The 20,205-nt window shown below is 62.5% G+C and carries 22 protein-coding genes; 9 read left to right on the top strand and 13 right to left on the bottom strand.

What is annotated here, in order from left to right:
- Window positions 1-405 precede the first annotated feature (405 nt).
- The 3 genes from BHD07_RS26625 (at window position 406) to BHD07_RS26635 (ending at window position 1,311) form a co-directional block, all read left to right on the top strand.
- A complete protein-coding gene (locus BHD07_RS26625) occupies window positions 406-660 on the top strand; it encodes a hypothetical protein (RefSeq protein ID WP_127670346.1) in 255 nt (84 codons plus the stop codon).
- Window positions 661-831: 171 nt separating this feature from the next.
- Window positions 832-1,074 carry a hypothetical protein gene (locus BHD07_RS26630; protein WP_127670348.1) on the top strand — a complete coding sequence of 81 codons (243 nt, stop codon included), beginning with the start codon at window positions 832-834 and terminating at the stop codon, window positions 1,072-1,074.
- A 21-nt stretch (window positions 1,075-1,095) separates the two neighbouring features.
- Window positions 1,096-1,311: a hypothetical protein gene (locus tag BHD07_RS26635; protein WP_088195306.1), complete on the top strand. Its 216-nt coding sequence runs from the start codon at window positions 1,096-1,098 to the stop codon at window positions 1,309-1,311.
- A 247-nt stretch (window positions 1,312-1,558) separates the two neighbouring features.
- Here the strand turns inward: BHD07_RS26635 and BHD07_RS26640 are convergent, their stop codons facing one another.
- Window positions 1,559-2,032 carry a c-type cytochrome gene (locus tag BHD07_RS26640; protein WP_015241498.1) on the bottom strand — a complete coding sequence of 158 codons (474 nt, stop codon included), beginning with the start codon at window positions 2,030-2,032 and terminating at the stop codon, window positions 1,559-1,561.
- Between the two features lie 303 nt (window positions 2,033-2,335).
- Between BHD07_RS26640 and BHD07_RS26645 the strand changes: the two genes are divergently transcribed.
- Window positions 2,336-2,830, top strand: coding sequence for a DUF305 domain-containing protein (locus BHD07_RS26645; protein WP_153313038.1), 495 nt, complete (start codon window positions 2,336-2,338; stop codon window positions 2,828-2,830).
- Window positions 2,831-2,964: 134 nt separating this feature from the next.
- On the opposite strand, the gene BHD07_RS31995 is transcribed toward BHD07_RS26645, so the two are convergent.
- The 11 genes from BHD07_RS31995 to BHD07_RS26695 all read right to left on the bottom strand — a co-directional run bounded on the left by BHD07_RS31995 (window position 2,965) and on the right by BHD07_RS26695 (window position 14,162).
- Window positions 2,965-3,267: a hypothetical protein gene (locus BHD07_RS31995; RefSeq protein ID WP_192923657.1), complete on the bottom strand. Its 303-nt coding sequence runs from the start codon at window positions 3,265-3,267 to the stop codon at window positions 2,965-2,967.
- Between the two features lie 318 nt (window positions 3,268-3,585).
- Window positions 3,586-4,167, bottom strand: a complete 582-nt coding sequence (locus tag BHD07_RS26650) for a hypothetical protein (protein WP_127510357.1) — start codon at window positions 4,165-4,167, stop codon at window positions 3,586-3,588.
- Between the two features lie 14 nt (window positions 4,168-4,181).
- Window positions 4,182-4,916, bottom strand: a complete 735-nt coding sequence (locus BHD07_RS26655; RefSeq protein WP_127510359.1) for a cytochrome c biogenesis CcdA family protein — start codon at window positions 4,914-4,916, stop codon at window positions 4,182-4,184.
- 7 nt (window positions 4,917-4,923) lie between these two features.
- Entirely contained in the window at window positions 4,924-5,754 is an 831-nt protein-coding gene (locus tag BHD07_RS26660; protein WP_153313037.1) for a DsbA family protein, read from the bottom strand.
- Window positions 5,751-6,527, bottom strand: a complete 777-nt coding sequence (locus BHD07_RS26665) for an SCO family protein (RefSeq protein ID WP_338283825.1) — start codon at window positions 6,525-6,527, stop codon at window positions 5,751-5,753. Before BHD07_RS26665 ends, BHD07_RS26660 begins: the two co-directional genes overlap by 4 nt.
- Window positions 6,528-6,551: 24 nt before the next feature.
- Window positions 6,552-6,992 carry a DUF411 domain-containing protein gene (locus tag BHD07_RS26670; RefSeq protein WP_127670353.1) on the bottom strand — a complete coding sequence of 147 codons (441 nt, stop codon included), beginning with the start codon at window positions 6,990-6,992 and terminating at the stop codon, window positions 6,552-6,554.
- A gap of 30 nt (window positions 6,993-7,022) precedes the next feature.
- Window positions 7,023-8,468 (bottom strand): multicopper oxidase family protein, encoded by a 1,446-nt coding sequence (locus tag BHD07_RS26675; protein WP_338283826.1) that lies wholly within the window; start codon window positions 8,466-8,468, stop codon window positions 7,023-7,025.
- A 93-nt stretch (window positions 8,469-8,561) separates the two neighbouring features.
- On the bottom strand, window positions 8,562-8,960 hold the full coding sequence (locus tag BHD07_RS26680) for a hypothetical protein (RefSeq protein ID WP_234834190.1): 399 nt from the start codon (window positions 8,958-8,960) through the stop codon (window positions 8,562-8,564).
- Window positions 8,961-9,157: 197 nt separating this feature from the next.
- Window positions 9,158-12,334 (bottom strand): efflux RND transporter permease subunit, encoded by a 3,177-nt coding sequence (locus BHD07_RS26685; protein ID WP_338283827.1) that lies wholly within the window; start codon window positions 12,332-12,334, stop codon window positions 9,158-9,160.
- Complete coding sequence (locus BHD07_RS26690) at window positions 12,331-13,761, bottom strand: efflux RND transporter periplasmic adaptor subunit (RefSeq protein ID WP_318851704.1); 1,431 nt, start codon at window positions 13,759-13,761, stop codon at window positions 12,331-12,333. Before BHD07_RS26690 ends, BHD07_RS26685 begins: the two co-directional genes overlap by 4 nt.
- Window positions 13,758-14,162: a FixH family protein gene (locus tag BHD07_RS26695; RefSeq protein ID WP_015241511.1), complete on the bottom strand. Its 405-nt coding sequence runs from the start codon at window positions 14,160-14,162 to the stop codon at window positions 13,758-13,760. Before BHD07_RS26695 ends, BHD07_RS26690 begins: the two co-directional genes overlap by 4 nt.
- A gap of 327 nt (window positions 14,163-14,489) precedes the next feature.
- Here BHD07_RS26695 and BHD07_RS26700 point away from each other — a divergent pair, with 327 nt between their 5' ends.
- The gene (locus tag BHD07_RS26700) at window positions 14,490-14,666 is read left to right on the top strand and encodes a hypothetical protein (protein ID WP_164780962.1); all 177 of its coding nucleotides are present in this window, start codon (window positions 14,490-14,492) and stop codon (window positions 14,664-14,666) included.
- Window positions 14,667-14,825: 159 nt separating this feature from the next.
- The gene (locus BHD07_RS26705; RefSeq protein WP_015241513.1) at window positions 14,826-15,047 is read left to right on the top strand and encodes a heavy-metal-associated domain-containing protein; all 222 of its coding nucleotides are present in this window, start codon (window positions 14,826-14,828) and stop codon (window positions 15,045-15,047) included.
- A gap of 139 nt (window positions 15,048-15,186) precedes the next feature.
- Here BHD07_RS26705 and BHD07_RS26710 read toward each other — a convergent pair whose 3' ends face one another.
- A complete protein-coding gene (locus tag BHD07_RS26710; protein ID WP_127670368.1) occupies window positions 15,187-15,705 on the bottom strand; it encodes a hypothetical protein in 519 nt (172 codons plus the stop codon).
- 70 nt (window positions 15,706-15,775) lie between these two features.
- Between BHD07_RS26710 and BHD07_RS26715 the strand changes: the two genes are divergently transcribed.
- The 3 genes from BHD07_RS26715 (at window position 15,776) to BHD07_RS26725 (ending at window position 20,150) form a co-directional block, all read left to right on the top strand.
- Window positions 15,776-16,321: a Crp/Fnr family transcriptional regulator gene (locus BHD07_RS26715; RefSeq protein ID WP_234889437.1), complete on the top strand. Its 546-nt coding sequence runs from the start codon at window positions 15,776-15,778 to the stop codon at window positions 16,319-16,321.
- 54 nt (window positions 16,322-16,375) lie between these two features.
- Window positions 16,376-17,542, top strand: a complete 1,167-nt coding sequence (locus BHD07_RS26720; RefSeq protein WP_153313033.1) for an FAD-dependent monooxygenase — start codon at window positions 16,376-16,378, stop codon at window positions 17,540-17,542.
- A 124-nt stretch (window positions 17,543-17,666) separates the two neighbouring features.
- A complete protein-coding gene (locus BHD07_RS26725; RefSeq protein ID WP_127670370.1) occupies window positions 17,667-20,150 on the top strand; it encodes a heavy metal translocating P-type ATPase in 2,484 nt (827 codons plus the stop codon).
- Window positions 20,151-20,205: the final 55 nt, after the last annotated feature.

Below are 20,205 nucleotides of genomic sequence, written 5' to 3' on the forward strand. Positions count from 1 at the left end.
TTTCAAAGCGCCCGGCCGCCGTTCCAGACCCGCATCGAGCGGGCCAGGAACGGGACGAGGGGCGCCCTTGACACCCCGCCCCTCCCTCCCCATCCACGGCGGCCGCCCCGCGAAAGCGGGCCGGCTCACCTCGGCTTGTTGTCGGCGGTTGAAGACCTGGTGCGCGCCTGACCCGCTTCAGCGAAACCGCGACCGAGATCCGGCCCGGCGGCCGGTTGGCGACTTGCCGATTGACGGCGAAGGCGGCGGCAGGGGCTACGAAGGCGGCGCTTTGCCGGCATCTCCTTAGTGGCAGTTCGCAATCTAATGCTGCGCACGATACGTCATGCACCGCCTTGGCGTGCAACCCTAAAGGGTTCTCTCTCCGCTTGGCTCCGTTGCGACCGCTCCGCGGTGCACTCGGCCATGCCTGCCGTGTTCGAGCTTCGCGATTACGCACAACCACTAAGGGCGATCATCCTCATGAAAGCGCTCGTAACCTTCTGCCAGAAGACCGGCCGCCGCCTTCGCCTCTACATCAATCGGCAAGTCGCCAAACTGTCCCACAAGGGACGGTTGAAGATCTCGGTCGCGGTCTCGCTTCCGCTCATCGCCAAAGTCGAGGTCAGCTATCAGTGCAATATCAGCGCCAAAGCCGATAACGGCAACAAGCCGAAGTGAGGACTGCCGCGCCCTGCCTGGCAGGGCGCGATTTTCCGCCGTGACCGCGTGCCGCCGCATATCTCCTCCGGAGATATTGCGTTCTCACCCTTGAAATCTCAGATTGAATGGGTGAGCATGAGACATCAACCACCAAGGGAAAACTTCGTGACAACGCAGGAGGCGCAGAGGATGACAACATTTTCCGAGTTGCCCGCGATGGCGCGCAACGCGGTTCAGCAGGCTCAGGAGGACATGGCGCTGATCGCCCGGGGCGAGGAAATCGACCTCCCGTGGCGCCGGCTTCGCGTTCTCCTCGATCACGGCCTGGTCGAGATCACCACGCCTGTCCTCCTGGGTGGACCGCTGGCAGGAAGTCGAACATCCATCTCGTGGACTGATGAGGGCACGCGCTTCATGGGACAGGCCAGCTAAGGCAAGGAGCATCGACGAAAAATGAGTAATGACCGCGTGAAAAGCATCTTTGCAGGCAATTTCGATCGGCAGAGCGCCATAGAAGCCGCTGTAGAGCTCTACGGTGTTAACGCCACAACGGCCGTGGCTCATTGCGCGCTTGAGGCCTACGTCGACCGCCGAAAGGCGGACCACGAATTCTGGTTTCGCATTTTCGCCCATCTAAAGGGCATTCCGCTGTCCGACAGCAAGCATTGAAGCCGTTTTCGCAACTCCAAAAGCGCCCGAGTTTTCCAGTCGCGCCGGCACAGGCCGGCAAGCGGCCGCAGCGACCCTCAGGGAGCGGAGCAGCCGAAGGCAACCCGCGCCCGCCAGGTAGCGCCGTAGGGTTGCCGGAGGTTTGTGGTAAACCGGCGGCTGCTGCCATGCGACCACGTGCGACGCACGCGGAGCCGGGCTTGAGGCTCGCAACAGTGTTCCAACTATGTAATGGGAAGGTGCCCGCTCACTGGGCCATTTCCCGCTCCCGGCGACTCATTTCTGCCTGATATTGCCGCTCCCGGTCCGGCCAGGTGCTCTTGATGAAGGTGAGCACCGCCCGGATCTCTTCGTCGCTCATCACATTGCCGAAGCCCTGCATATCGCTCTGATAACCCCCGCCAACAACTGCTGCCGGTCCTTCCTTGGTAATACGGAAGAGCACGCCATCCGGATGATGCCAGGTGTGGCCGGATGCATCATGCGGCGGGGCCGGCATCCGTCCGGAGGGCAGCGGACTTTTCCAGTCCCGCTGCCCTTGCAGCCCGACGCCGTGGCAGGCGGCGCAGTGCTTGGCATAGAGAGTCTTCCCGAGCGCGATCGTGGCGGCCGAGTCATCGCCAGTCCCTTTCGATGCTGGGAGCCAACGCCACGCTACCGCCAGCCCCAACACCGCCGCGGCAATTCCGAGCACTGAAAAGAGAATTGTGGTCCTGCTCATTTATTACCCCGGAAGAGCGCCCTCCCGCAGAGCATCACAGCCCCGGGGCGAGATCGACTACGAGCAGTCAAACCAAGTCCACGCCATACATAATGAAACGCTCCTGCTTTCAATTATCGGACTTCCTGCGATTTGGCGCCGGCAACTCACAGTGGCATTCAACTGTCAGAACCTTACGAAAAAGATTAGGTCGTACTTCGTCTGGCGGTTGTGATGGAACGAACGCCAGAACCGTCAGTTCCTACGTCGTCTAGGAATGAACGCGCAAAGCATGGTCGCCGGGAGTATCGTTGGGAGGTCGGCATGAGAGAGAACGATAAACCAATGCAGCACGAAGATAGGATCATGCATCACTACCTCCTGTTCGCGGTCAACATGGCGCTCAGCCTCATCGTCATGTACTTCGTCATGTTCTCGATGATTGACGGCTTCCCTGATTTCCAGAACAACATCAACACGCTCTATATGGCGCTGACGATGGTCGCTCCCATGGGGATCATCATGCTCGCGACCATGGGCGGGATGTACAACCACAAAGGTCTGAACGCTGCGCTTTACATCGGCTTGGTCCTGCTCTTCGTTCTCGCATTCGCCGGAACGCGCACCCAAGCTCTTGTCGGCGATCGGCAGTTCATCGCTTCGATGATCCCGCACCACTCCGGCGCGATCCTGATGTGCCGCGAGGCCAGTCTGACGGATCAGGAACTGATGGATCTTTGTAACAGCATCTCTCAAGGGCAGCGCAAGGAAATCGAGCAGATGAATGCGATCCAAGCACGATTGGACAACGGCCGCTAGATTCAACAGCCGCATGACCACGCGGGTTCGAACCGGTCGCGATGAACTGAACCTTGCATCCGCTCGCCTAGGTCGCCGCATCGGTTGCCTGTCTTGGACAGTGTTGGCGAGCCACGGCTAGCTGATGCTCCAGCCTAGAACGAGCGGGGCGGCACAAACAGACATATTGCTCGAGAACGGATGCTACCCGGAGGCATACACAGATGAAAGTCGCCGTCTGGCGAGATTTTTAGCCTCGAATCGTGATAACCGATGACCTCGCCTGTTATTTCCACGACATAACCTTCGGGCCCTTCTTTTACCGCGGTACCGTGGACCGGCTGACAGTCGCGGCCGCTGCAGCACTGGTAGGGATAAAGCCATCCTGAAGGCGCGCTGTGAGCGTCTGCCGTCGCGGCGAAAGACACGCTGATGATGAGCCCAAGGGGAAAGCTCAGGAGCACCCTTGCGGCATTCCACACCTGGCCAGAGATCCAGGAATGTTCAGGAAGAGCGATACCGGGGCTGAAGCTGTGCATGGCCAATCCTCGCGGTTTCAGAATTTTGATAAACCCGGCGGCTCCGCGCTCCGTTCCTGAAGCTCCGAAAACTTTAATCGTTGAACCAGGTTCCTCAGTGCCAGGCGAGGTCTCGCGCGCCGCCGTCGTCAGCGCTCTACAGTACATCGTTTGAACAATCTTGCATCCGACCCACTCGCACTGGTGACCAGAGTGGGATGCCGTTCTGCAGGGCGTCGTAGAGATCGGCTGCCCTCCTCAGCCGTGATGGTGCTCCGCGCCTCCGCCGCAGCCGCTCGACAGGTTCCAGACGTCAACCAATTGCTCACCCTTAAAGCGGTGCTCGCGGATCAGGAACTTGCCCAGTCCGCCATAGACCCGCCAACGCCAGCACTGACAGCAGCACGGCCCTCTCTCGTCCGAATTGTCCATCGCATATTGGTAGGCCCGCTGCTCATCGGGCGAGAGCGCCAGATCGTAGTAGCGCATGGCCTTCTGCGCGGTGCCTGCGGCGATGTCGTAGGGATCCGGAGGGATCTCCGGGATCGCGGCATATTTTTTGAGCGCCTCAATCTGCTCACCGTAGCGATGCCGATCCATCGGTGCACAGCAGGAGCCCTGAAGCCGAGCCGTGACGGGCATCTTGGCAATCGACTCCGTGAATGCCGCCGAACAATTGCTGTTGCCGTGCTTGCTCAAGAAATCGAACCGCTCGTCGAGTCTCCATGATTGAGCCGCGCCCGCCGAAGTGGGAATAGTCCATTGGAATGCGACGACACCCACCATGAAGGATAAATCCCGTCGAGAGAGCCATAGTCCCGATTGCAGTCTTTTCCGCATGTCACGCCTCCTCCTCAGCCGATTCTCGCGAGCGTCGGCACATTCTCCAGAAGCCAGAGCGAGAAAGCAGTAATCGTGCCGGTGATCATGGCGATGCCCATCGCGACCATCACGCCGCCCGCGCCGACCTGCAGCGTTCGGCCCAGCCGGCGCATGGATTTCAGGCGCTGCATCAGGTGATCGGCAAAGACGGCGGACAGCAGGAACGGCACGCCCAGACCGAGCGAATAGACGGCCAGGAGGACGATCCCAGCGGCCGCCGTCGATGACAACGCGCTGACGGTGAGGATCGCGCCCAACACCGGTCCGATACAGGGTGTCCAGCCGAAACCGAAGGCCAGCCCCAAAACAAACGCCCCAAGTGGCCGACCGCCGGGGATGCTGCGGTGGAAGCGCACATCGCGTTCGAACCAGGGCATTCGGACGAGACCGGTCATGAACACGCCGAGGACGATGACGATCGCGCCGCCGACGAGCGTCGCCTCATATCGATAGAACAAGAGAAGCCGACTGAAGGCCGTGGCAGTCGCGCCGAGCGCGACGAAGATGGTCGAGAAGCCGAGCACGAAGCAGAGGCTGAGCGACAGCGTCACGAGTCGGTTGGTCCCTGCCTGATGCTGGCTGCCGAGCGTCTGGCCCGAAACATACGAGATGTAGCCTGGTACGAGCGGCAGCACGCATGGCGACAGAAACGAGACCAGTCCAGCCGTGAAGGCTGTGATCAGACCGATGTTCGAAATCGCCGACATCGGTATCCTAACTCCCCCGTGCCGATCCGATCAGCCGCTTTAGGGAATTGGCGTCAGTCAAGCCCCGCACGATTTCCTTCCCTACGACGAAGCTCGGAGTGCCCGAGATGCGCAACGCCTGTGCAAGCGCGACGTTCCGTTTGATCATCTCGTCGATGGCGGGGTCCGTCATGTCATGCTTCAACCGCTCCACATCGAGACCGACATTGGCCGCCACTTCCAGGCTGGAGGCTTCCGAAATTCGGCCCTCGTAGGCCATCATCGCCTTGTGAAAGGCCAGGTATTTGCCCTGCTTCTGGCTTGCGAGCGCGGCTCGGGCGGCGAAGACCGAGCCGGGGCCGAGGATGGGATACTCCTTGAAGACGAGGCGGAGTCCCTTGTCCTCCTGCTCGAGGCTGTCGAGCATCGGCGTCGCCTGGCGACAGTAGGGGCAATTGTAGTCGAAGAACTCGACCAGGACGGCATCTCCCTTTGGATTGGCCCCGACGGGCGAATCCGGATCATTGAAAATTTCGTCATGCCGCTGCGCAATGACGGTCGATAGCTCGCTGTTTTCTGCTGCCTGCCGACGCGCTTGCAGGCGATTCACGGATTCGATGAGGACTTCTGGATTAGCCAGGAGGTATCCCTGCAGCCGGCTTTCCATATCGGGGCTGTCGCGCTGGGATTCAAGAATGCCTGCGGCGTACAGCAGAGCCAAGGCAGAGAGCACGACCGACAGGCCGGCCAGGACAATGGAGGCAAACACCAAGGACTTCAGGAGTCCCTCCCGTCCCCCTGTGGCGCGGGGCGAGCCGGAGGAGCCGGGTGCCGAATTGCCGGATTGCTTTGCTATCATTGGAACGCTCCTTTGACTATGTCCCAGAAGCTTGGCTGCGCATGCGCGTGCCGATCCTGGACCCGGTTTGTCAGCGCGTTGACGAAAGCGACAAGATTGACTGGATCGAAATTCAGGCCATGAAAGCGGGCGCGTAGACGACCGTCCTGGTCGATCACGTGGGTGACGATCCCATGCATCTGCATGCCGCCCTTGCCTCCAGTGAATTTGAGACCATAGGCTTCGGCGATCTTCCGGGTCGTGTCCTCGGACTCCTGCGGTGCAGAGGTCAGAAAGGTCCAGTTTGCAGGGTCAAGACCATGCGCCTCGGCATAATCGCGAAGGACCGAGCCGGTGTCGCGCTTCGGGTCGGTGGTGATGGTGACGAACTCGACCATCTTCTTCATCGGCGTCAGGTTGATCATCGCCTGCAGTTCGGCGATCCGTTCGGCGTGAAGCGGACAGAAGTCCGGGCAGTTCGTGTAAACGAAATTCAAGACGACGACCTTGCCGAGGAAATCGCCGTGGCTGACGAGGCGGCCGTTGGCGTCCTGCAGCGTGAAGCCTGGCGCTTTGCTGTCGACAGGCTGGAAGTATTGTTCCTTGTCGCGAAGGTCCTTATCGACGTCCTCAAGCGAGTGCGCCAGCACCGCGGTGGCGGAAGCAACCGTCACCGCAGCCACGGAGGCCAGCCCCAGGAACACGGCGGCCGGCAGTATCCGGAGCAGCCGGTGGCAAGAGGCGAATGTCGGTGCATCGCTCGTCGATGTTTCGTTTCTTGCAACCTGGGTCATGGGAGCGACCTCGTTTCCAGGTGTTTATTCCTCCGCGTAGACGGAAGGGGCCGTGCCGTCCTTCGGGACGGTGTAGATCACAAATTTCTCCGTCTTGGGGCCGGACATGCCGGGCGATCCCATGGGCATTCCTGGCAGAGTGATGCCGGCGATCGCGGGCTTCTCGATGAGGAGCTTGCGGACGACGTTCACAGGGACGTGGCCGTCGATCACGTAGCCGTCGACGAAAGTGGTGTGACAGCCCTGCATCCCCTCCGGCACGCCTGCCTTGCGGCTGATTTCGGCGAGGTCGTTGGTGGGCTTCACCTCGACGTTGAAGCCGTTGTCACGGAGATAGGCGGCATAACCCTCGCAGCAGCCGCATTGCGGGTTCTTGTAGAGCGTCGCCTCAAGCGGCTCGGCAATAGCCGGCCCGGCGACGGCAATGAAGGCGGCGAGGCTGACGAAGCGGATTGTGCGGTTCATTTCGATTCTCCTTGTATAACTCGGCCTGGTTCAGGCGACGCGCAGCAGGGTCATCATGCCGGACATCTGGTGGTCCATGACGTGGCAGTGCAGCATCCAGTCCCCTGGATTGTCGGCGACGAAGGCGACCTCGACGACGTCCTTTGGGGCCATCAGCACGGTGTCCTGCCACTGGCGATGCGGGACGGGCTTGCCGTTGCGGCTCAGCACCCTGAGGCTGTGGCCGTGCAAATGCATCGGGTGCCACCAGGCCGTTTCGTTTCGTAGCTTGAGGACGACGCTGCGGCGACGCTGGAACGTCAGGGCGGGCTCCATGCCGGCGTGGCCGTCGCCGGTCATCGACTGCCCATTGATGGCCCAGGCGGGACCGCCGCCCATGCCCATCATGCCGTGCATCATTCCTGCGCCCCGCATTGCACCACCGCGCATCATACCGCTCATCATGCCGCCCTGGAGCGTCAGGCCGTGGCGATCGGCAGTGGCAAGGTCGGGCTCCGGCAAGGGGTTGCGCGGCAGATCAAGCGAAGCGTCGAGCGGATGGGCGCGGAGCGGCGGCCGCTCCTCATAGGCGAGCTCGGTAAGTCGGTAGGCGAGGCCGTCGTAGAAATCGTCGATGACGGCGTAACGCTTTCCAGGCTCGCCCCGCATGTCGAGCACGACGTCGATGCGCATGGCGGGACCGAGCAGGATGCGACCACCGGGCTCGTGCGGATCGCAGGGCTGCCCGTCGATCGCTACTATCACGGGACTGTGCCCCTCGATACGCAAGGCCATGATCCGTGCGAGCGACGCGTTGACGAGGCGCAGACGGACGCGCGCGGCAGCCCGGAAGGATTCCGCTTTGGAAGCGCGGCCGTTCAGCGTGACGGTGTTGCCGACACGGCCGGACATCGCCGCTTCCATGCGGTTGCCGAAGCGGGGCGCGATGCCGCCTTCCTCGGTCAGCCGCCAGTCGGCCAGAAACCAGAGAAGGTCGCGATCGACGGCGATCGGTTCTCGCTCCTCCACGATCAGCGCTCCCGCGAGGCCGCGGCCAAGCTGCTCCAGGCTGTTGGCATGCGGGTGGTACCAGAACGTCCCCGCATCGGGAGGGGTGAATTCATAGACGAAGCTCTCCCCCGGCCGGATTGGCGGCTGCGTCAGGCCGGGTACGCCGTCCATCGTATTGGGAAGTCTGATGCCGTGCCAGTGGACCGTCGTCTCCTGGTCGAGCCGGTTCTCGACGACGAGACGGGTGGGCTCGCCCTGGCGGAGGCGTACAAGCGAGCCGGGCACGGTGCCATTATAGGTCCATACATAGGTCTCCGGCCGATCCGGACCGGCAAGCCGTGCGCGGGCGGGGGTGGCGGCGATCCGGTGAGCGTCCGGCGACGCGGACCGCGCGGGCAACGGCGGCAGCGCGGCCGCCAGCAGAACCCCCGCGCCGGCTCGGAGCACGCTACGGCGCGATACACGATGTTGCGATTCTCTCCTCACATTCGATCCTTCCGGTCATCGTCGATGATGGAACGCGCGGCTCGCACGCGTTCGCTTGCCCGGCCCGGTCGCGGATGGCGACCGCCGGGGACATCAGCCGATGTCGGAGGTTCGTGGCGGATAGGGATCGGGCGGCAACGCCCTGCCGCGCAGGAGTGTGTCGCGCGGCAGAAGGGAACCGGCTTTTTCGCAAGAAGGCAGGGGCAGAGCCGTCGGCAGCGCGGCAAGAACGGGTGCCGCGCAGACCGTCCCGCAGGCCATCGTCTTCATCCCGCTATCAGGGGACTGGTTGGGACAATCCTCGCAGCCGCCTTCAGCGGACATGTCCATTTCGGACATCGTCGCCATGCTGGCAGCCATGTCGCTCGCCTGGGCGGCCGACACACCCATTCCCGCGGCAACGAAGACCGCGAGAAACAAGAGAGAAAGCTGTCGGAAAGTCCAGTGCTTCATGGCAGAAGAGAGAATCGCGCCGAACACTTGGGAATACAAGCCATGATCCGCCCGCGCGGCGCGTCGGCGGGTCAACATTGCGTTACGCAACGCGGGCGGACGCCTCAGCGGAAGAACACATATTTTATCAGGCCCGCAATCACGAGCACTATCATGAGCAGAGCGAGAATGCCGACGCCCCCCATGCCCCACATCATGCCGCCGCCCATCATATCGTTCATCATGCCATCCTCCCTTCATTCTGCGGCCTGCTTCAGGATCGCCTGATCGGTCTCGGTATCGGCCGACCGGGTGGCGGCGTCTGCCGGCAGCCGCCACCCCTTGATGAGGCCATAGATTGCGGGGATCACCGCCAGGGTCAGCACGGTGGACGAGATCATTCCGCCGATCATCGGCACGGCGATACGCTGCATGATTTCCGAGCCGGCCCCGGTGCTCCAGAGGATCGGCACCAGCCCCGCCATGATCGCCACGACGGTCATCATCTTCGGCCGGACGCGCTCGACCGCTCCGACCATGATCGCCTTATGAAGGTCGACGCGCGTCAGGTCTCGACCTTCGGCCTCGCAGGCCGAGCGCCGCTCCTTCCAGGCCTGGTCGAGGTAGATCAGCATGATCACGCCGGTCTCGGCCGCGACCCCGGCAAGGGCGATGAAGCCGACGACCACCGCGACCGAGGCGTTGAAGCCCAGCCACCACATCAGCCAGATACCGCCGACCAGCGCGAATGGCAGCGAGAGCATGACGATCAGCGTTTCGGTCAACGCCCTGAAGTTCAGGTAGAGCAGCAGGAATATGACGGCGAGCGTCAGCGGCACGACAATCGCCAGACGCGCCTTCGCCCGCTCGAGATATTCGTATTGGCCGCTCCACGCCACCGAATAGCCGGGCGGCATTTGCACGCTGCTGGAAACGGCTTCCTTGGCTTCCGCGACATAGCCGCCGAGGTCACGATTGGCGATGTCGACGAAGACATAGACGGCGAGCTGGCCGTTCTCGGTCCGGATCGTCGTCGCACCACGTGTCAGCTTTACATCGGCCACCTCGCCCAGCGGTACCGTGCCGCCACTGGGAATGGCGACCTGGACGTCACGGGCTATGGACTGCGGATCGCTTCGCAACGCACGCGGATAGCGCACTGCGACACCGTAGCGTTCGCGGCCCTCGACCGTTGAGGTGACCACCTCGGATCCCAAGGCCGCGCCAATGACGTCCTGAACGTCATCGATGCTCAATCCATATCGGCCGAGCGCGGTGCGGTCCGGAACGATGTCGAGATAGTAGCCGCCGATCACACGCTCGGCATAGGCGCTGGAGGTGCCGGGGATCGTCTTCAAGACGCGTTCGACGTCGCGGGCGATCCGCTCCATCTCCTTGAGGTCCGTCCCGTAGACCTTGACGCCGACCGGCGTCCTGATGCCTGTCGACAGCATGTCGATGCGGGCGCGGATCGGCATCGTCCAGGCATTGGAAACGCCCGGAAACTGCAGCGCCGCGTCCATCTCCTGCTTCAGGCTGTCGATCGTGACGCCGGGCCGCCATTCCGGCTTCGGCTTCAGCGTGATGATCGTCTCGAACATCTCCGTTGGCGCGGGATCGGTCGCGGTGAGCGCCCTCCCCGCCTTGCCGAACACCGTCTCGACCTCCGGGAAGGATTTGATGATCCGATCCTGCGTCTGCATCAGTTCGGCCGCCTTGGTCACCGACAAACCCGGCAAGGTCGTTGGCATGTACATCAGCGTGCCTTCGTTGAGGCTCGGCATGAACTCGGTGCCGATCTGGCGCGCGGGCCAGACCGTCACCGCCAAGGCGACGACCGCCAGAACGATCGTGACGGCCTTTGCCCTGAGCACTCCGGATATGACCGGTCGATAAATCCAGATCAGAAAGCGATTGAGCGGGTTGCTGTGCTCCGGAACGATCCGGCCACGGACGAACACCACCATCAGCGCAGGCACCAGCGTGATCGACAGCAGGGCGGCAGCCGCCATCGCGAAGGTCTTCGTGAAGGCGAGCGGCCCGAACAAGCGGCCTTCCTGGGACTCGAGCGTGAAAATCGGCAGGAACGACACGGTGATGATCAGCAGGCTGAAGAATAGCGCCGGCCCCACCTCGCTCGCCGCCTTGATCAGTATCTCCGTCCGGGACTTGTCCGGCGGAGCACGCTCCAGATGCTTGTGGGCGTTCTCGATCATGACAATCGCCGCATCGATCATCGCGCCGATGGCGATGGCGATGCCGCCTAGGCTCATGATGTTGGCTCCGATGCCGAGCGCACGCATGGCGACGAACGAGATTAGAATGCCGATCGGCAGCATGATGACCGCGACGAGGGCGCTGCGGACATGGAGAAGAAACGCGATTGTCACCAGCGCGACAACGATCGACTCCTCGACCAGCGTTCCCTTCAGCGTCTCGATGGCGGCGTTGATCAGTTCGGAACGGTCGTAGACCGGGAGGATTTCCGTGCCGGCGGGCAAGCTGTCCTTGATCGCGGCCAGGCTGTTCTTCGCGTTGTCGATGACCGAGAGAGCATTCGCGCCGAAGCGCTGGAGCACTATGCCGCTCGCGACCTCGCCCTCCCCGTTGAGTTCGGTGATGCCGCGCCGTTCGTCCGGGACGATCTCCACGCGGGCGACGTCGCCAAGGCGGAGCGGCGTGCCGTTCTCGGTCGTCAGGACGATGTTCTCGATGTCCTTGACGCCCTGCAGATAGCCCCTGCCCCGCACCATGAATTCGAATTCGGAGATCTCGACCGTCCGTCCGCCCACGTCGCGGTTGCTCGCACGAACGGCGTCGGCGATCTGTTTCAGCGTCACGTTCTGCGCCTTCAGGCGGGGCGGATCGACCACGACGGAATACTGTTTGACGAAGCCGCCGACGCTCGCGACCTCGGCGACGCCTTCCGACTTGGAGGCGGCGAAGCGCACCACCCAGTCCTGAAGCGAGCGGAGTTCCGCGAGCGACAGTTCCTTCGCAACCAGGGCGTACTGGTAGACCCAGCCAACGCCCGTTGCGTCGGGACCTAGGCTCGGCGACACCCCTTCGGGCAGCCGACTAGAGGCGGCGTTCAAGTATTCGAGCACCCGGCTGCGCGCCCAGTAGGGATCGGTTCCGTCTTCGAAGATCACGTAGACGAAGGAAACCCCGAAGAACGAGAAGCCGCGCACCACCCTCGAGCGTGGGACTGTCAGCATTGAGGTCGTCAGCGGATAGGTGACCTGGTCCTCGACCACCTGCGGTGCCTGTCCTGGATAATCGGTGAAGACGATGACCTGGACATCCGAGAGGTCGGGGATGGCATCAAGCGGGAGCGTGCGCAGCGAGTAGATACCTGCCGCGATCGACAGCGCCGCCGCCACGACGATCAGGACGAGGTTGCGCGCGGACCAGGCGATGACGTTGGATATCATGGCCGCGCCTCGCTGGTGCCGAGCGCGTTCAGCGCCGCGTTGAGGTTGCTTTCGGCGTCGAGCAGGAAGTTCGCGGAGACGACGATCCTGTCTCCGGCGTCGATTCCTTTGGTGATTTCCGTCTTGTCTTCGCCGCGGACGCCCAGAGATACATCCCTCGGCTCGAACCGCCCCTCGCCCTTGTCGATGAAGACGAGCTGGCGGTCGCCGGTATCGATGATCGCGCTGTTCGGGACGGCGACGACCGGATCGGCTCCGCCTGACTCGATCTCGACCTCCGCATACATGTTGGCGAGCAGCAGCCCGTCCGGGTTCGGAAGTTCTATCCGAACCTTTGCCGTCCGGGTCTGCATCTGGACTTCCGGGTAGATCAGATCGATGACTCCCTCGAAGGTCCTGCCGGGGAGATTTCGCACCGCGACGCTCGCCCGAGCACCCTTTCGGATGGACGCGGCATGGTATTCCGGAACGTCAGCGATCACCCAAATCCGCGAGGCGTCGGCGATGCGGAACAGGACATCGCCCGCCTCCGCCATCATTCCGGTTGTCGCCCTCCGTTGGAGAACGACGCCGTCCGTGGGCGAGAGGTAGGGAATGCTCCTGGGAACCGTGCGGGTTCGGGTGATCGCACTGATCGTCTCCTCCGGCACCCCGAGATTGCGCAGTTGCAGCGCGCCTCCGACATCGGGATCCGGCTTCCCGCCACTCCGCAGTTCGGTGGCGTATTCGGCTCCGGCTCTTGCGATCTCTTTCGAGTAGAACTGGAAGAGGCGGTCACCTTTCTTCACACGGTCGCCGGTGGTGACATTGGCGACTTCCTCGATGAAGGATTCGGCTCGCATCGAGACGATCCGGACCAGCCGCTCGTCGAAGGCGATCGACCCCGGCACGCGCACCGCGCGGGCGACAACGGCCCGCTCGGCCGTGGCGGTCTTCACTCCGGTCCGCTGCAGCCTGCCCAAGGATACCTTGACGACGGAACTGTCCGCCTCGTCGCCCTCGTAGACAGGGATGTAGTCCATCCCCATCGAATCCTTTTTCGGCACGTTGGATGTGTCGGGAAGGCCCATCGGGTTGCGATAGTAGAGAATCTTGCGGCCGTCGCTGGACGCGGCTGCATGAGAGCTATCGGCGGCCACCTTCACCGGCTCGAAGCTGACGTCTTCGCTTTGCCGCACCGCCCGGAAGGGCCGGCCGTCGGCCGTTGATTTCGGCGCGGCGGAATACTCCGGCAATCCGTCCGGGTGCTGGTAATAGATGACCTTGCCCATGGGGACTGGCCGAGGAGTGACTGTCTCCCCGAGCGCGGGACGCCCGGAAAGAAACGCGCTGAGTTCCGGGGCAAGGCCGCGCGTGCCCGCGGCGTACCCTCCAACGCCGGCGATGGCGAGGGAGCTGGTGAGGAGCAGGAATTTGGACGTCTTCACGGCTTTGCCTGCAGAACCAGTTCGCCCTGGACGGTATCGATCTCGCCCTGGACCTTCGCGGCGAGCTTGAAACGCCAGCCACCTTCCATGCTGAGGTTCGTCTTGAACTTATAGACACCCGGCTCCGACGAGGGCGTCGCCTCCACCGAGGTCGTCATCGCCTCCATTCCTTCCGGTGCCATGTCCAAGCGGGTGGTGAAGATCACCGCATCTGGCACGGGTGCATTCGTCCGCTTGTCGACCAGGCGCACTGCGACGGTCGCGTCCGGTCCCTGAGCGATCTCGCGCCCCACGAGCTGGAACTCATAGTCTGCAGCGACGGCGAAGGATGTCCCGGTCGCGGCCAGAACGATGGCCAGCGACCCGAGAATTGCTCTCGGAGAAAAATAGCTTGCAGTCATGGAAATCTCACCTCGGACGGGCAGATCGGGCCGCGTCCTGAAAAACATAGCGATTGTCGGATGGACGCTTCCCGTTTGGAACGCACCTGTCCGGTTGATGCGAGGTGAGATCAGGCCCTTGGAGGTCTGGGGAGCGGCTCGACGATGGCCGAGGGAAGATGAGCTTCCTGAAGGAACCCGAGCGACAGGCTGCGTGATACAAGGCGAACGCGCCAGCCAGCGGGCTTGTGCTCATCCGCTAGACTGGTCGATGAGCAAATCAGCGCCAGAGGACATGCTTTGCCGCAAAAGTCCTTTTGCGACTGTTGCTCCTCCGGGCATCCGGGCATGTCGTTGACATCGTCGGCGCTCGGCAGGGCAGCCATCTGCATGTCCGAGGAAAGTGCCATGGCGCTTGCGGCCGTGCTGACGCTCACCGGACCGAGCACGATCCCGAGCAACGCGAGCGCGAAAGTCAGCCGCCTGAGCACAACCATGGCAATCATGGCGCATAAGCTGGCATAGACTGGCGTGGATTGGAAGCCGGTCACGGAAAGTTGCGACGGACCGCCGCAGCTCACCACTGCCGCCGGTCATGATGCAGAAATTCCCACGGGCCTCTTGACCTTACCACTGTTGGAAGCCCCACCTTGGTGCGGTCAAATCAGAAACCGGAGACTTTCAATGTATCATCTCAATGTATCCGACATGACCTGCGGCCACTGCGTGAGCACGGTCGAGAAGGCCGTGAAGTCAGTCGATCCGGATGCCAAGGTCGCCGTCAATCTTGAGGCACAAACCGCATCGATCGACTCTCAGATCGGCTCGGACGCCTTCATCGCCGCGATCGAAGCTGCCGGCTACAAGGCTTCGTTCAAGAAGTCCTGCTGCAGCCACGTCGCCTGACTCTGCGGCGCCATCAACAGCACGCGCCGTTGCGACGGCGCGTGCTGTTCGCGAAATTTGATGGAAAGAAAACGGCGGGATCGTAACAAACGAAACCGTCTTAGAGAAGCGCCCTTTAGGTGGTGCGCCTAGCCTAAGCCTAGCGGACGTAGCCCCGCAGCTCGTTGTACCGCTTGATCTGCGCTTCCTCCAAAACCCGGAACATCTCCAGGTGCGCGGCAAGGTGGATGTAACGCAGCTTGGAGCGGCTCAGTTCTATCTGGCGAAGCCGATCTTCAAGGCTGTCGGGGTCGAGAGATCGTTCGCGAAATCCGATTTCCAGGAACGTCTCCGCCTCCATCAGCCGCTTCCCCTCGGCAACGGCTTCGTGCCGCATCGTTTCTAAGATACTGCGGGTCAGAGCCTCCTGATCAGGCGTCAATCCAAGCTCGCGCTTCATCTTCAGAACATGCGAGGGCCCTGGCATTCCATTTAGCTCAGCCGCCTTCGCGAGCCCCCATCCTCCTCCTCCCTCCAATTCGGCGATGTCATCCGGGGACAGGCTTTTGATCTCGCGCATCTGCTGTCCGGCATAGGGCGAGGAGTGGACGTGTTCTTCGTTCGCCGCGGCAGGCAGGGACAGGAGGGAGGCGACGAGTAGAGGGATCGGAGATTTCATGGTTCACTGGCTGGCTGTTTCGAGAACATCAGCTTGCCAGGCTATGCTTCCGCGCGACATGATAGCTGTCATGTCGGAGCAAATAATCGCCCATCTTCGGCCGAAGGCCGTCGCCGAAAGAACCTTCGCAAAAGGCGAGCACCTGTTTCACCGTGACGACCCGGTCCGGACATTGTTCCTTGTGACGAGCGGGTGTGTGAACCTGGTGCGCCATCAGGCCGACGGAAGCCCCGCGGTTCTGCAGCGCGCGACCGCCGGCACGGTGCTGGCGCAAGCGTCCGTGTTCTCGGACCGGTATCATTGCGACGCTGTCGCAACGATGGAGACCCAGGCGTTGCTCGTACCCGCCGTCGAGGTCAGGCATCTGCTGGAACGCGACCTCAGTTTTGCGACGAAATGGATCGCGCATCTCTCGCAAGAGCTTCAGAGCGCAAGGAAGCGATCCGAAATCGCTTCCTTGAAAACGGTCGGCTCTCGCCTGGAGGCCTGGATCGCATGGAACGACGGCACACTTCCGACCAGAGGTGAGTGGAAAAGACTGGCGGACGAAATTGGCGTCTCTCCAGAGGCCCTGTACCGCGAGCTTTCAACCCGCAGGCGCTCCGGCCCTCGATAGGAACATTCGGTTGCACAAGGCGTTGGCCTCACTTGGGAAAAGGAAGGGCTACCCATGCGCGCGGTTATCGTTGGCGCGGGCATTGCCGGATTAGCGGCGGCGCAGGGCCTGCGTCTCATCGACTGGGATGTTGCGGTTTATGAACAGGCGGAAAAGGTCGAGCCGCTCGGAGCCGGACTCAGCCTCAGCGCGAACGCGCTTCGTGCCCTCCGTGCGCTTGGTCTCTACGAGGCGGTCGTTGCCGGGGCGCAGCCGATACGCCGGCTCGATCTCCTGGACCAGAGGGGAAAGGTGCTCCAAACCACGGACCTCGAGGAATTCAGCCGCCGTTACGATCATCTCGCGATGGCTGTGCTCCATCGAGCCGATCTCCACAAGGGGCTTCTTTCGAAGCTTGAGGACGGGATCATTCGCACGGGAATGGAGTGTGTCGGCGCTCGCGAAGCTGGTGATCGGATCGTGCTCCACTTTGCGAATGGCGATGCTGTCGAGGCTGATTTCGTGCTTGCCTGCGACGGCATTCACTCTGCGGTGCGCAAGGCGCTGTTTCCGGCGACACGCGAGCATTTTGCCCGCTACACGTGCTGGCGGGCCATTTCGCCGGGCGTGCCACGCGGGATGGACCCTGCCCGGCTTAGTGAGAGCTGGGGAGCGGGGAGGCGGTTCGGCCTCGCCGCCATCCCAGGCGACAGAGTCTACTGGTTTGCCTGCTGCGGCACTGGAAGAACTGATGATCCCGGATTGGCCAAGCTGGATCTGGAGGGCGTCGGAGCCCTCTTTGCAGACTTTCATGAGCCGGTCCCGGAGGTGCTCGGTCGCACCCCTCCAGACTCGTTGATTTGGACCGACATTCTCGATCTCGAGCCGATGCCTTCGTTCACGCGAGGCAAGGTCGTGCTGCTCGGAGATGCGGCCCACGCGGTAACCCCCGACCTCGGCCAGGGAGCCGGTCTCGCCATCGAGGACGCTGCCGTCCTTTCCGCCTTGCTCGCACGCCTCCCAATGGAGCGGGCGCTGCAGGAATACGACGCCCGCCGCGTCGGCCGTGCCCGCCGGATAGCACTCGAATCCCGCCTCTATGCGCGGGTCGCTCAATGGCGCAATCCGCTGGTCGTCCCGCTGCGCAATTTCCTCGTGAGCAGCATCCCGGAGCGCTTGCTGGACCGGCAGCTCGATGCCGTCCTCGACGTCTCTTTCGATCCGATCCGGACCGCGGCTTAGCGGCCTACCTACCCTTCTCCAGCCGACGCGGCGGGGCCAGCGAAAAAACTCTTCAGAAATACCCTTGACCTTACCATTGTTGGAAGGGTTATCTAAGACTGCAGTTGTAATTGGGATCGCTCCGATGACTGCACTAACTCAGATTGAGAAATCCACATCTCTTCCTATTGCTACCGACTTCGGCATCGACGGCATGACGTGTGCTTCCTGCGTGCGGCGCGTCGAAAAGGCAATTTCAGCAGTGCCCGGCGTCGCCTCGGCAAACGTCAACCTGGCTACCGAACGGGCGACCGTTCAGTTCACCGGAACGCCGGACACGAAGGCCGTCCTCCGCGCGATCGAGGGTGCCGGCTACGAGCCCAAGGTCGAAACCCAGGAACTCGTCATCGAAGGCATGACGTGCGCCTCGTGCGTTTCGCGAGTGGAAAAGGCCTTGAAGGCCGTTCCGGGCGTAACGGATGCATCGGTGAACCTTGCAACGGAGAAGGCGACCATTCGGCTGGTTGCCGGTGCGGCCGACGCCGCCGCGCTCGAGGCTGCGGTTGGAGATGCCGGATATGCGGTCCGAAAGGCGTCCGTCACCGAGGCAGCGGAGGACACCGAAGACCGCCGCACCGCGGAAATCCGCACACTCAAGACCCTGGTGATAATCTCGGCCCTGCTGACCCTGCCTCTTTTCCTGGTCGAGATGGGTTCTCACTTCCTGCCGGGCGTCCACGAACTGATCATGGACACGATCGGCATGCGCCACAACCTCTATATCCAGTTCGCGCTGGCGACATTGGTCCTGTTCGGACCGGGGCTGCGCTTCTTCAAGAAGGGCGTGCCGAACCTGCTCCGCTGGACACCGGACATGAACTCGCTGGTGGTGCTCGGGACGAGTGCAGCCTGGGGCTACTCGGTCGTCGCCACCTTCGCTCCCGGCCTTCTGCCCTCCGGAACGGCGAACGTGTACTACGAGGCAGCAGCGGTCATCGTCACGCTGATCCTGCTTGGCCGTTACCTCGAGGCGCGGGCGAAGGGCCGCACCAGCCAGGCGATCAAACGGCTGATTGGACTGCAGCCAAAAACCGCTTTCGTCTCTCATGGCGGCGAGTTCGTCGAGATCCAGATCAGCGACGTCGTCGTCGGCGACATCATCCGTATCAGGCCAGGCGAGAAGATTCCGGTCGATGGCACGGTTCTCGAAGGCAGTTCTTATGTCGACGAATCCATGATCACTGGAGAACCCATCCCCGTTCAAAAGATCGCGGAGAGCGAAGTCGTCGGCGGTACCATCAACAAGACCGGATCGTTCACCTTCAGGGCGACCAAGGTTGGCAGTGACACGCTGCTTGCTCAGATCATCAAGATGGTGGAGGCCGCGCAGGGTTCGAAGCTGCCGATCCAGGCGCTGGTCGACAAGGTCACCGGATGGTTCGTTCCCGCGGTGATCCTCGCGGCGGTGGTCACCTTCGCTGCCTGGTACGCGTTCGGCCCCTCGCCCGCGCTTTCATTCGCGCTGGTGAATGCGGTTGCCGTCTTGATCATCGCCTGCCCCTGCGCCATGGGCCTGGCAACGCCGACATCGATCATGGTCGGCACGGGGCGCGCCGCCGAGCTCGGCATCCTGTTTCGCAAGGGGGAAGCTTTGCAGAGCCTGCGCGAAGCCGATGTCGTCGCGCTCGACAAGACCGGCACCCTGACGAACGGCCGCCCGGAGCTGACAGATCTGATCGTCAGCGACGGGTTCGAGGTCGACGAGGTTCTCTCCTTTATCGCGAGCCTTGAATCCCTTTCGGAACATCCGATCGCGGAAGCGATCGTGTCGGCGGCAAAGTCCAGAGGCGTTGCGGTCATCCCCGTCACCGACTTCGAAGCCAGGCCGGGATTCGGCGTTCGGGGGATGGTCTCTGGCTTGGAAGTTCTCGTCGGCGCGGATCGTGCATTGGCCAAGAGCGGGATTGATATCAGCGCTTTCGCCCAGGAGGCGGAAGAACTTGGAAACAGCGGCAAGTCGCCGCTCTATGCGGCCATCGACGGGCGGCTGGCGGCGATCATCGCCGTATCCGATCCGATCAAGGACACGACACCGCAGGCGGTCAAGGCCCTGCACGAACTCGGCCTGAAGGTGGCGATGATCACCGGAGACAACCGCCGCACCGCCGAGGCGATAGCCAGGCATCTCGGCATCGACGAAGTGATTGCCGAGGTTCTGCCGGACGGCAAGGTCGAGGCGATCAAGAGGCTGCGGCACGATGACCGCAGGGTTGCCTTCATCGGCGACGGCATCAACGATGCCCCGGCGCTCACTGAGGCCGACGTCGGCATTGCAGTCGGCACGGGCACCGACATCGCGATTGAAAGCGCCGACGTCGTCTTGATGTCGGGAGACCTGAACGGCGTGCCGAAGGCCATTGCGCTCAGCAAGGCGACGATCCGCAACATCAAGCAGAACCTGTTCTGGGCCTTTGCCTACAACGTCAGCCTCATTCCCGTCGCGGCGGGAGTTCTTTACCCCGCGAACGGCACCCTGCTCTCGCCCATCTTCGCAGCGGCGGCCATGGCTATGTCGAGCGTGTTCGTTCTCGGCAACGCGCTGCGGCTGAAGTCCGTGAACCCAGTCTGAGCGCATCGGGCGTCCGGCCCTGGTCGGACGCCCGGACGGCAAACAAGGAGAAATA

Source organism: Sinorhizobium sp. KGO-5, from assembly GCF_036245905.1.
In the GTDB taxonomy this organism is placed as follows: Bacteria; Pseudomonadota; Alphaproteobacteria; order Rhizobiales; family Rhizobiaceae; genus Sinorhizobium; species Sinorhizobium meliloti_A.

Coding starts and splice junctions, on each gene's coding strand:
- BHD07_RS26625 (WP_127670346.1), top strand. CDS start 406: ATGCCTGCCGTGTTCGAGCTTCGCGATTACGCACAACCACTAAGGGCG.
- BHD07_RS26630 (WP_127670348.1), top strand. CDS start 832: ATGACAACATTTTCCGAGTTGCCCGCGATGGCGCGCAACGCGGTTCAG.
- BHD07_RS26635 (WP_088195306.1), top strand. CDS start 1,096: ATGAGTAATGACCGCGTGAAAAGCATCTTTGCAGGCAATTTCGATCGG.
- BHD07_RS26640 (WP_015241498.1), bottom strand. CDS start 2,032: ATGAGCAGGACCACAATTCTCTTTTCAGTGCTCGGAATTGCCGCGGCG.
- BHD07_RS26645 (WP_153313038.1), top strand. CDS start 2,336: ATGAGAGAGAACGATAAACCAATGCAGCACGAAGATAGGATCATGCAT.
- BHD07_RS26650 (WP_127510357.1), bottom strand. CDS start 4,167: ATGCGGAAAAGACTGCAATCGGGACTATGGCTCTCTCGACGGGATTTA.
- BHD07_RS26655 (WP_127510359.1), bottom strand. CDS start 4,916: ATGTCGGCGATTTCGAACATCGGTCTGATCACAGCCTTCACGGCTGGA.
- BHD07_RS26660 (WP_153313037.1), bottom strand. CDS start 5,754: ATGATAGCAAAGCAATCCGGCAATTCGGCACCCGGCTCCTCCGGCTCG.
- BHD07_RS26665 (WP_338283825.1), bottom strand. CDS start 6,527: ATGACCCAGGTTGCAAGAAACGAAACATCGACGAGCGATGCACCGACA.
- BHD07_RS26670 (WP_127670353.1), bottom strand. CDS start 6,992: ATGAACCGCACAATCCGCTTCGTCAGCCTCGCCGCCTTCATTGCCGTC.
- BHD07_RS26685 (WP_338283827.1), bottom strand. CDS start 12,334: ATGATATCCAACGTCATCGCCTGGTCCGCGCGCAACCTCGTCCTGATC.
- BHD07_RS26695 (WP_015241511.1), bottom strand. CDS start 14,162: ATGACTGCAAGCTATTTTTCTCCGAGAGCAATTCTCGGGTCGCTGGCC.
- BHD07_RS26700 (WP_164780962.1), top strand. CDS start 14,490: ATGTCGTTGACATCGTCGGCGCTCGGCAGGGCAGCCATCTGCATGTCC.
- BHD07_RS26705 (WP_015241513.1), top strand. CDS start 14,826: ATGTATCATCTCAATGTATCCGACATGACCTGCGGCCACTGCGTGAGC.
- BHD07_RS26710 (WP_127670368.1), bottom strand. CDS start 15,705: ATGAAATCTCCGATCCCTCTACTCGTCGCCTCCCTCCTGTCCCTGCCT.
- BHD07_RS26715 (WP_234889437.1), top strand. CDS start 15,776: ATGTCGGAGCAAATAATCGCCCATCTTCGGCCGAAGGCCGTCGCCGAA.
- BHD07_RS26720 (WP_153313033.1), top strand. CDS start 16,376: ATGCGCGCGGTTATCGTTGGCGCGGGCATTGCCGGATTAGCGGCGGCG.
- BHD07_RS26725 (WP_127670370.1), top strand. CDS start 17,667: ATGACTGCACTAACTCAGATTGAGAAATCCACATCTCTTCCTATTGCT.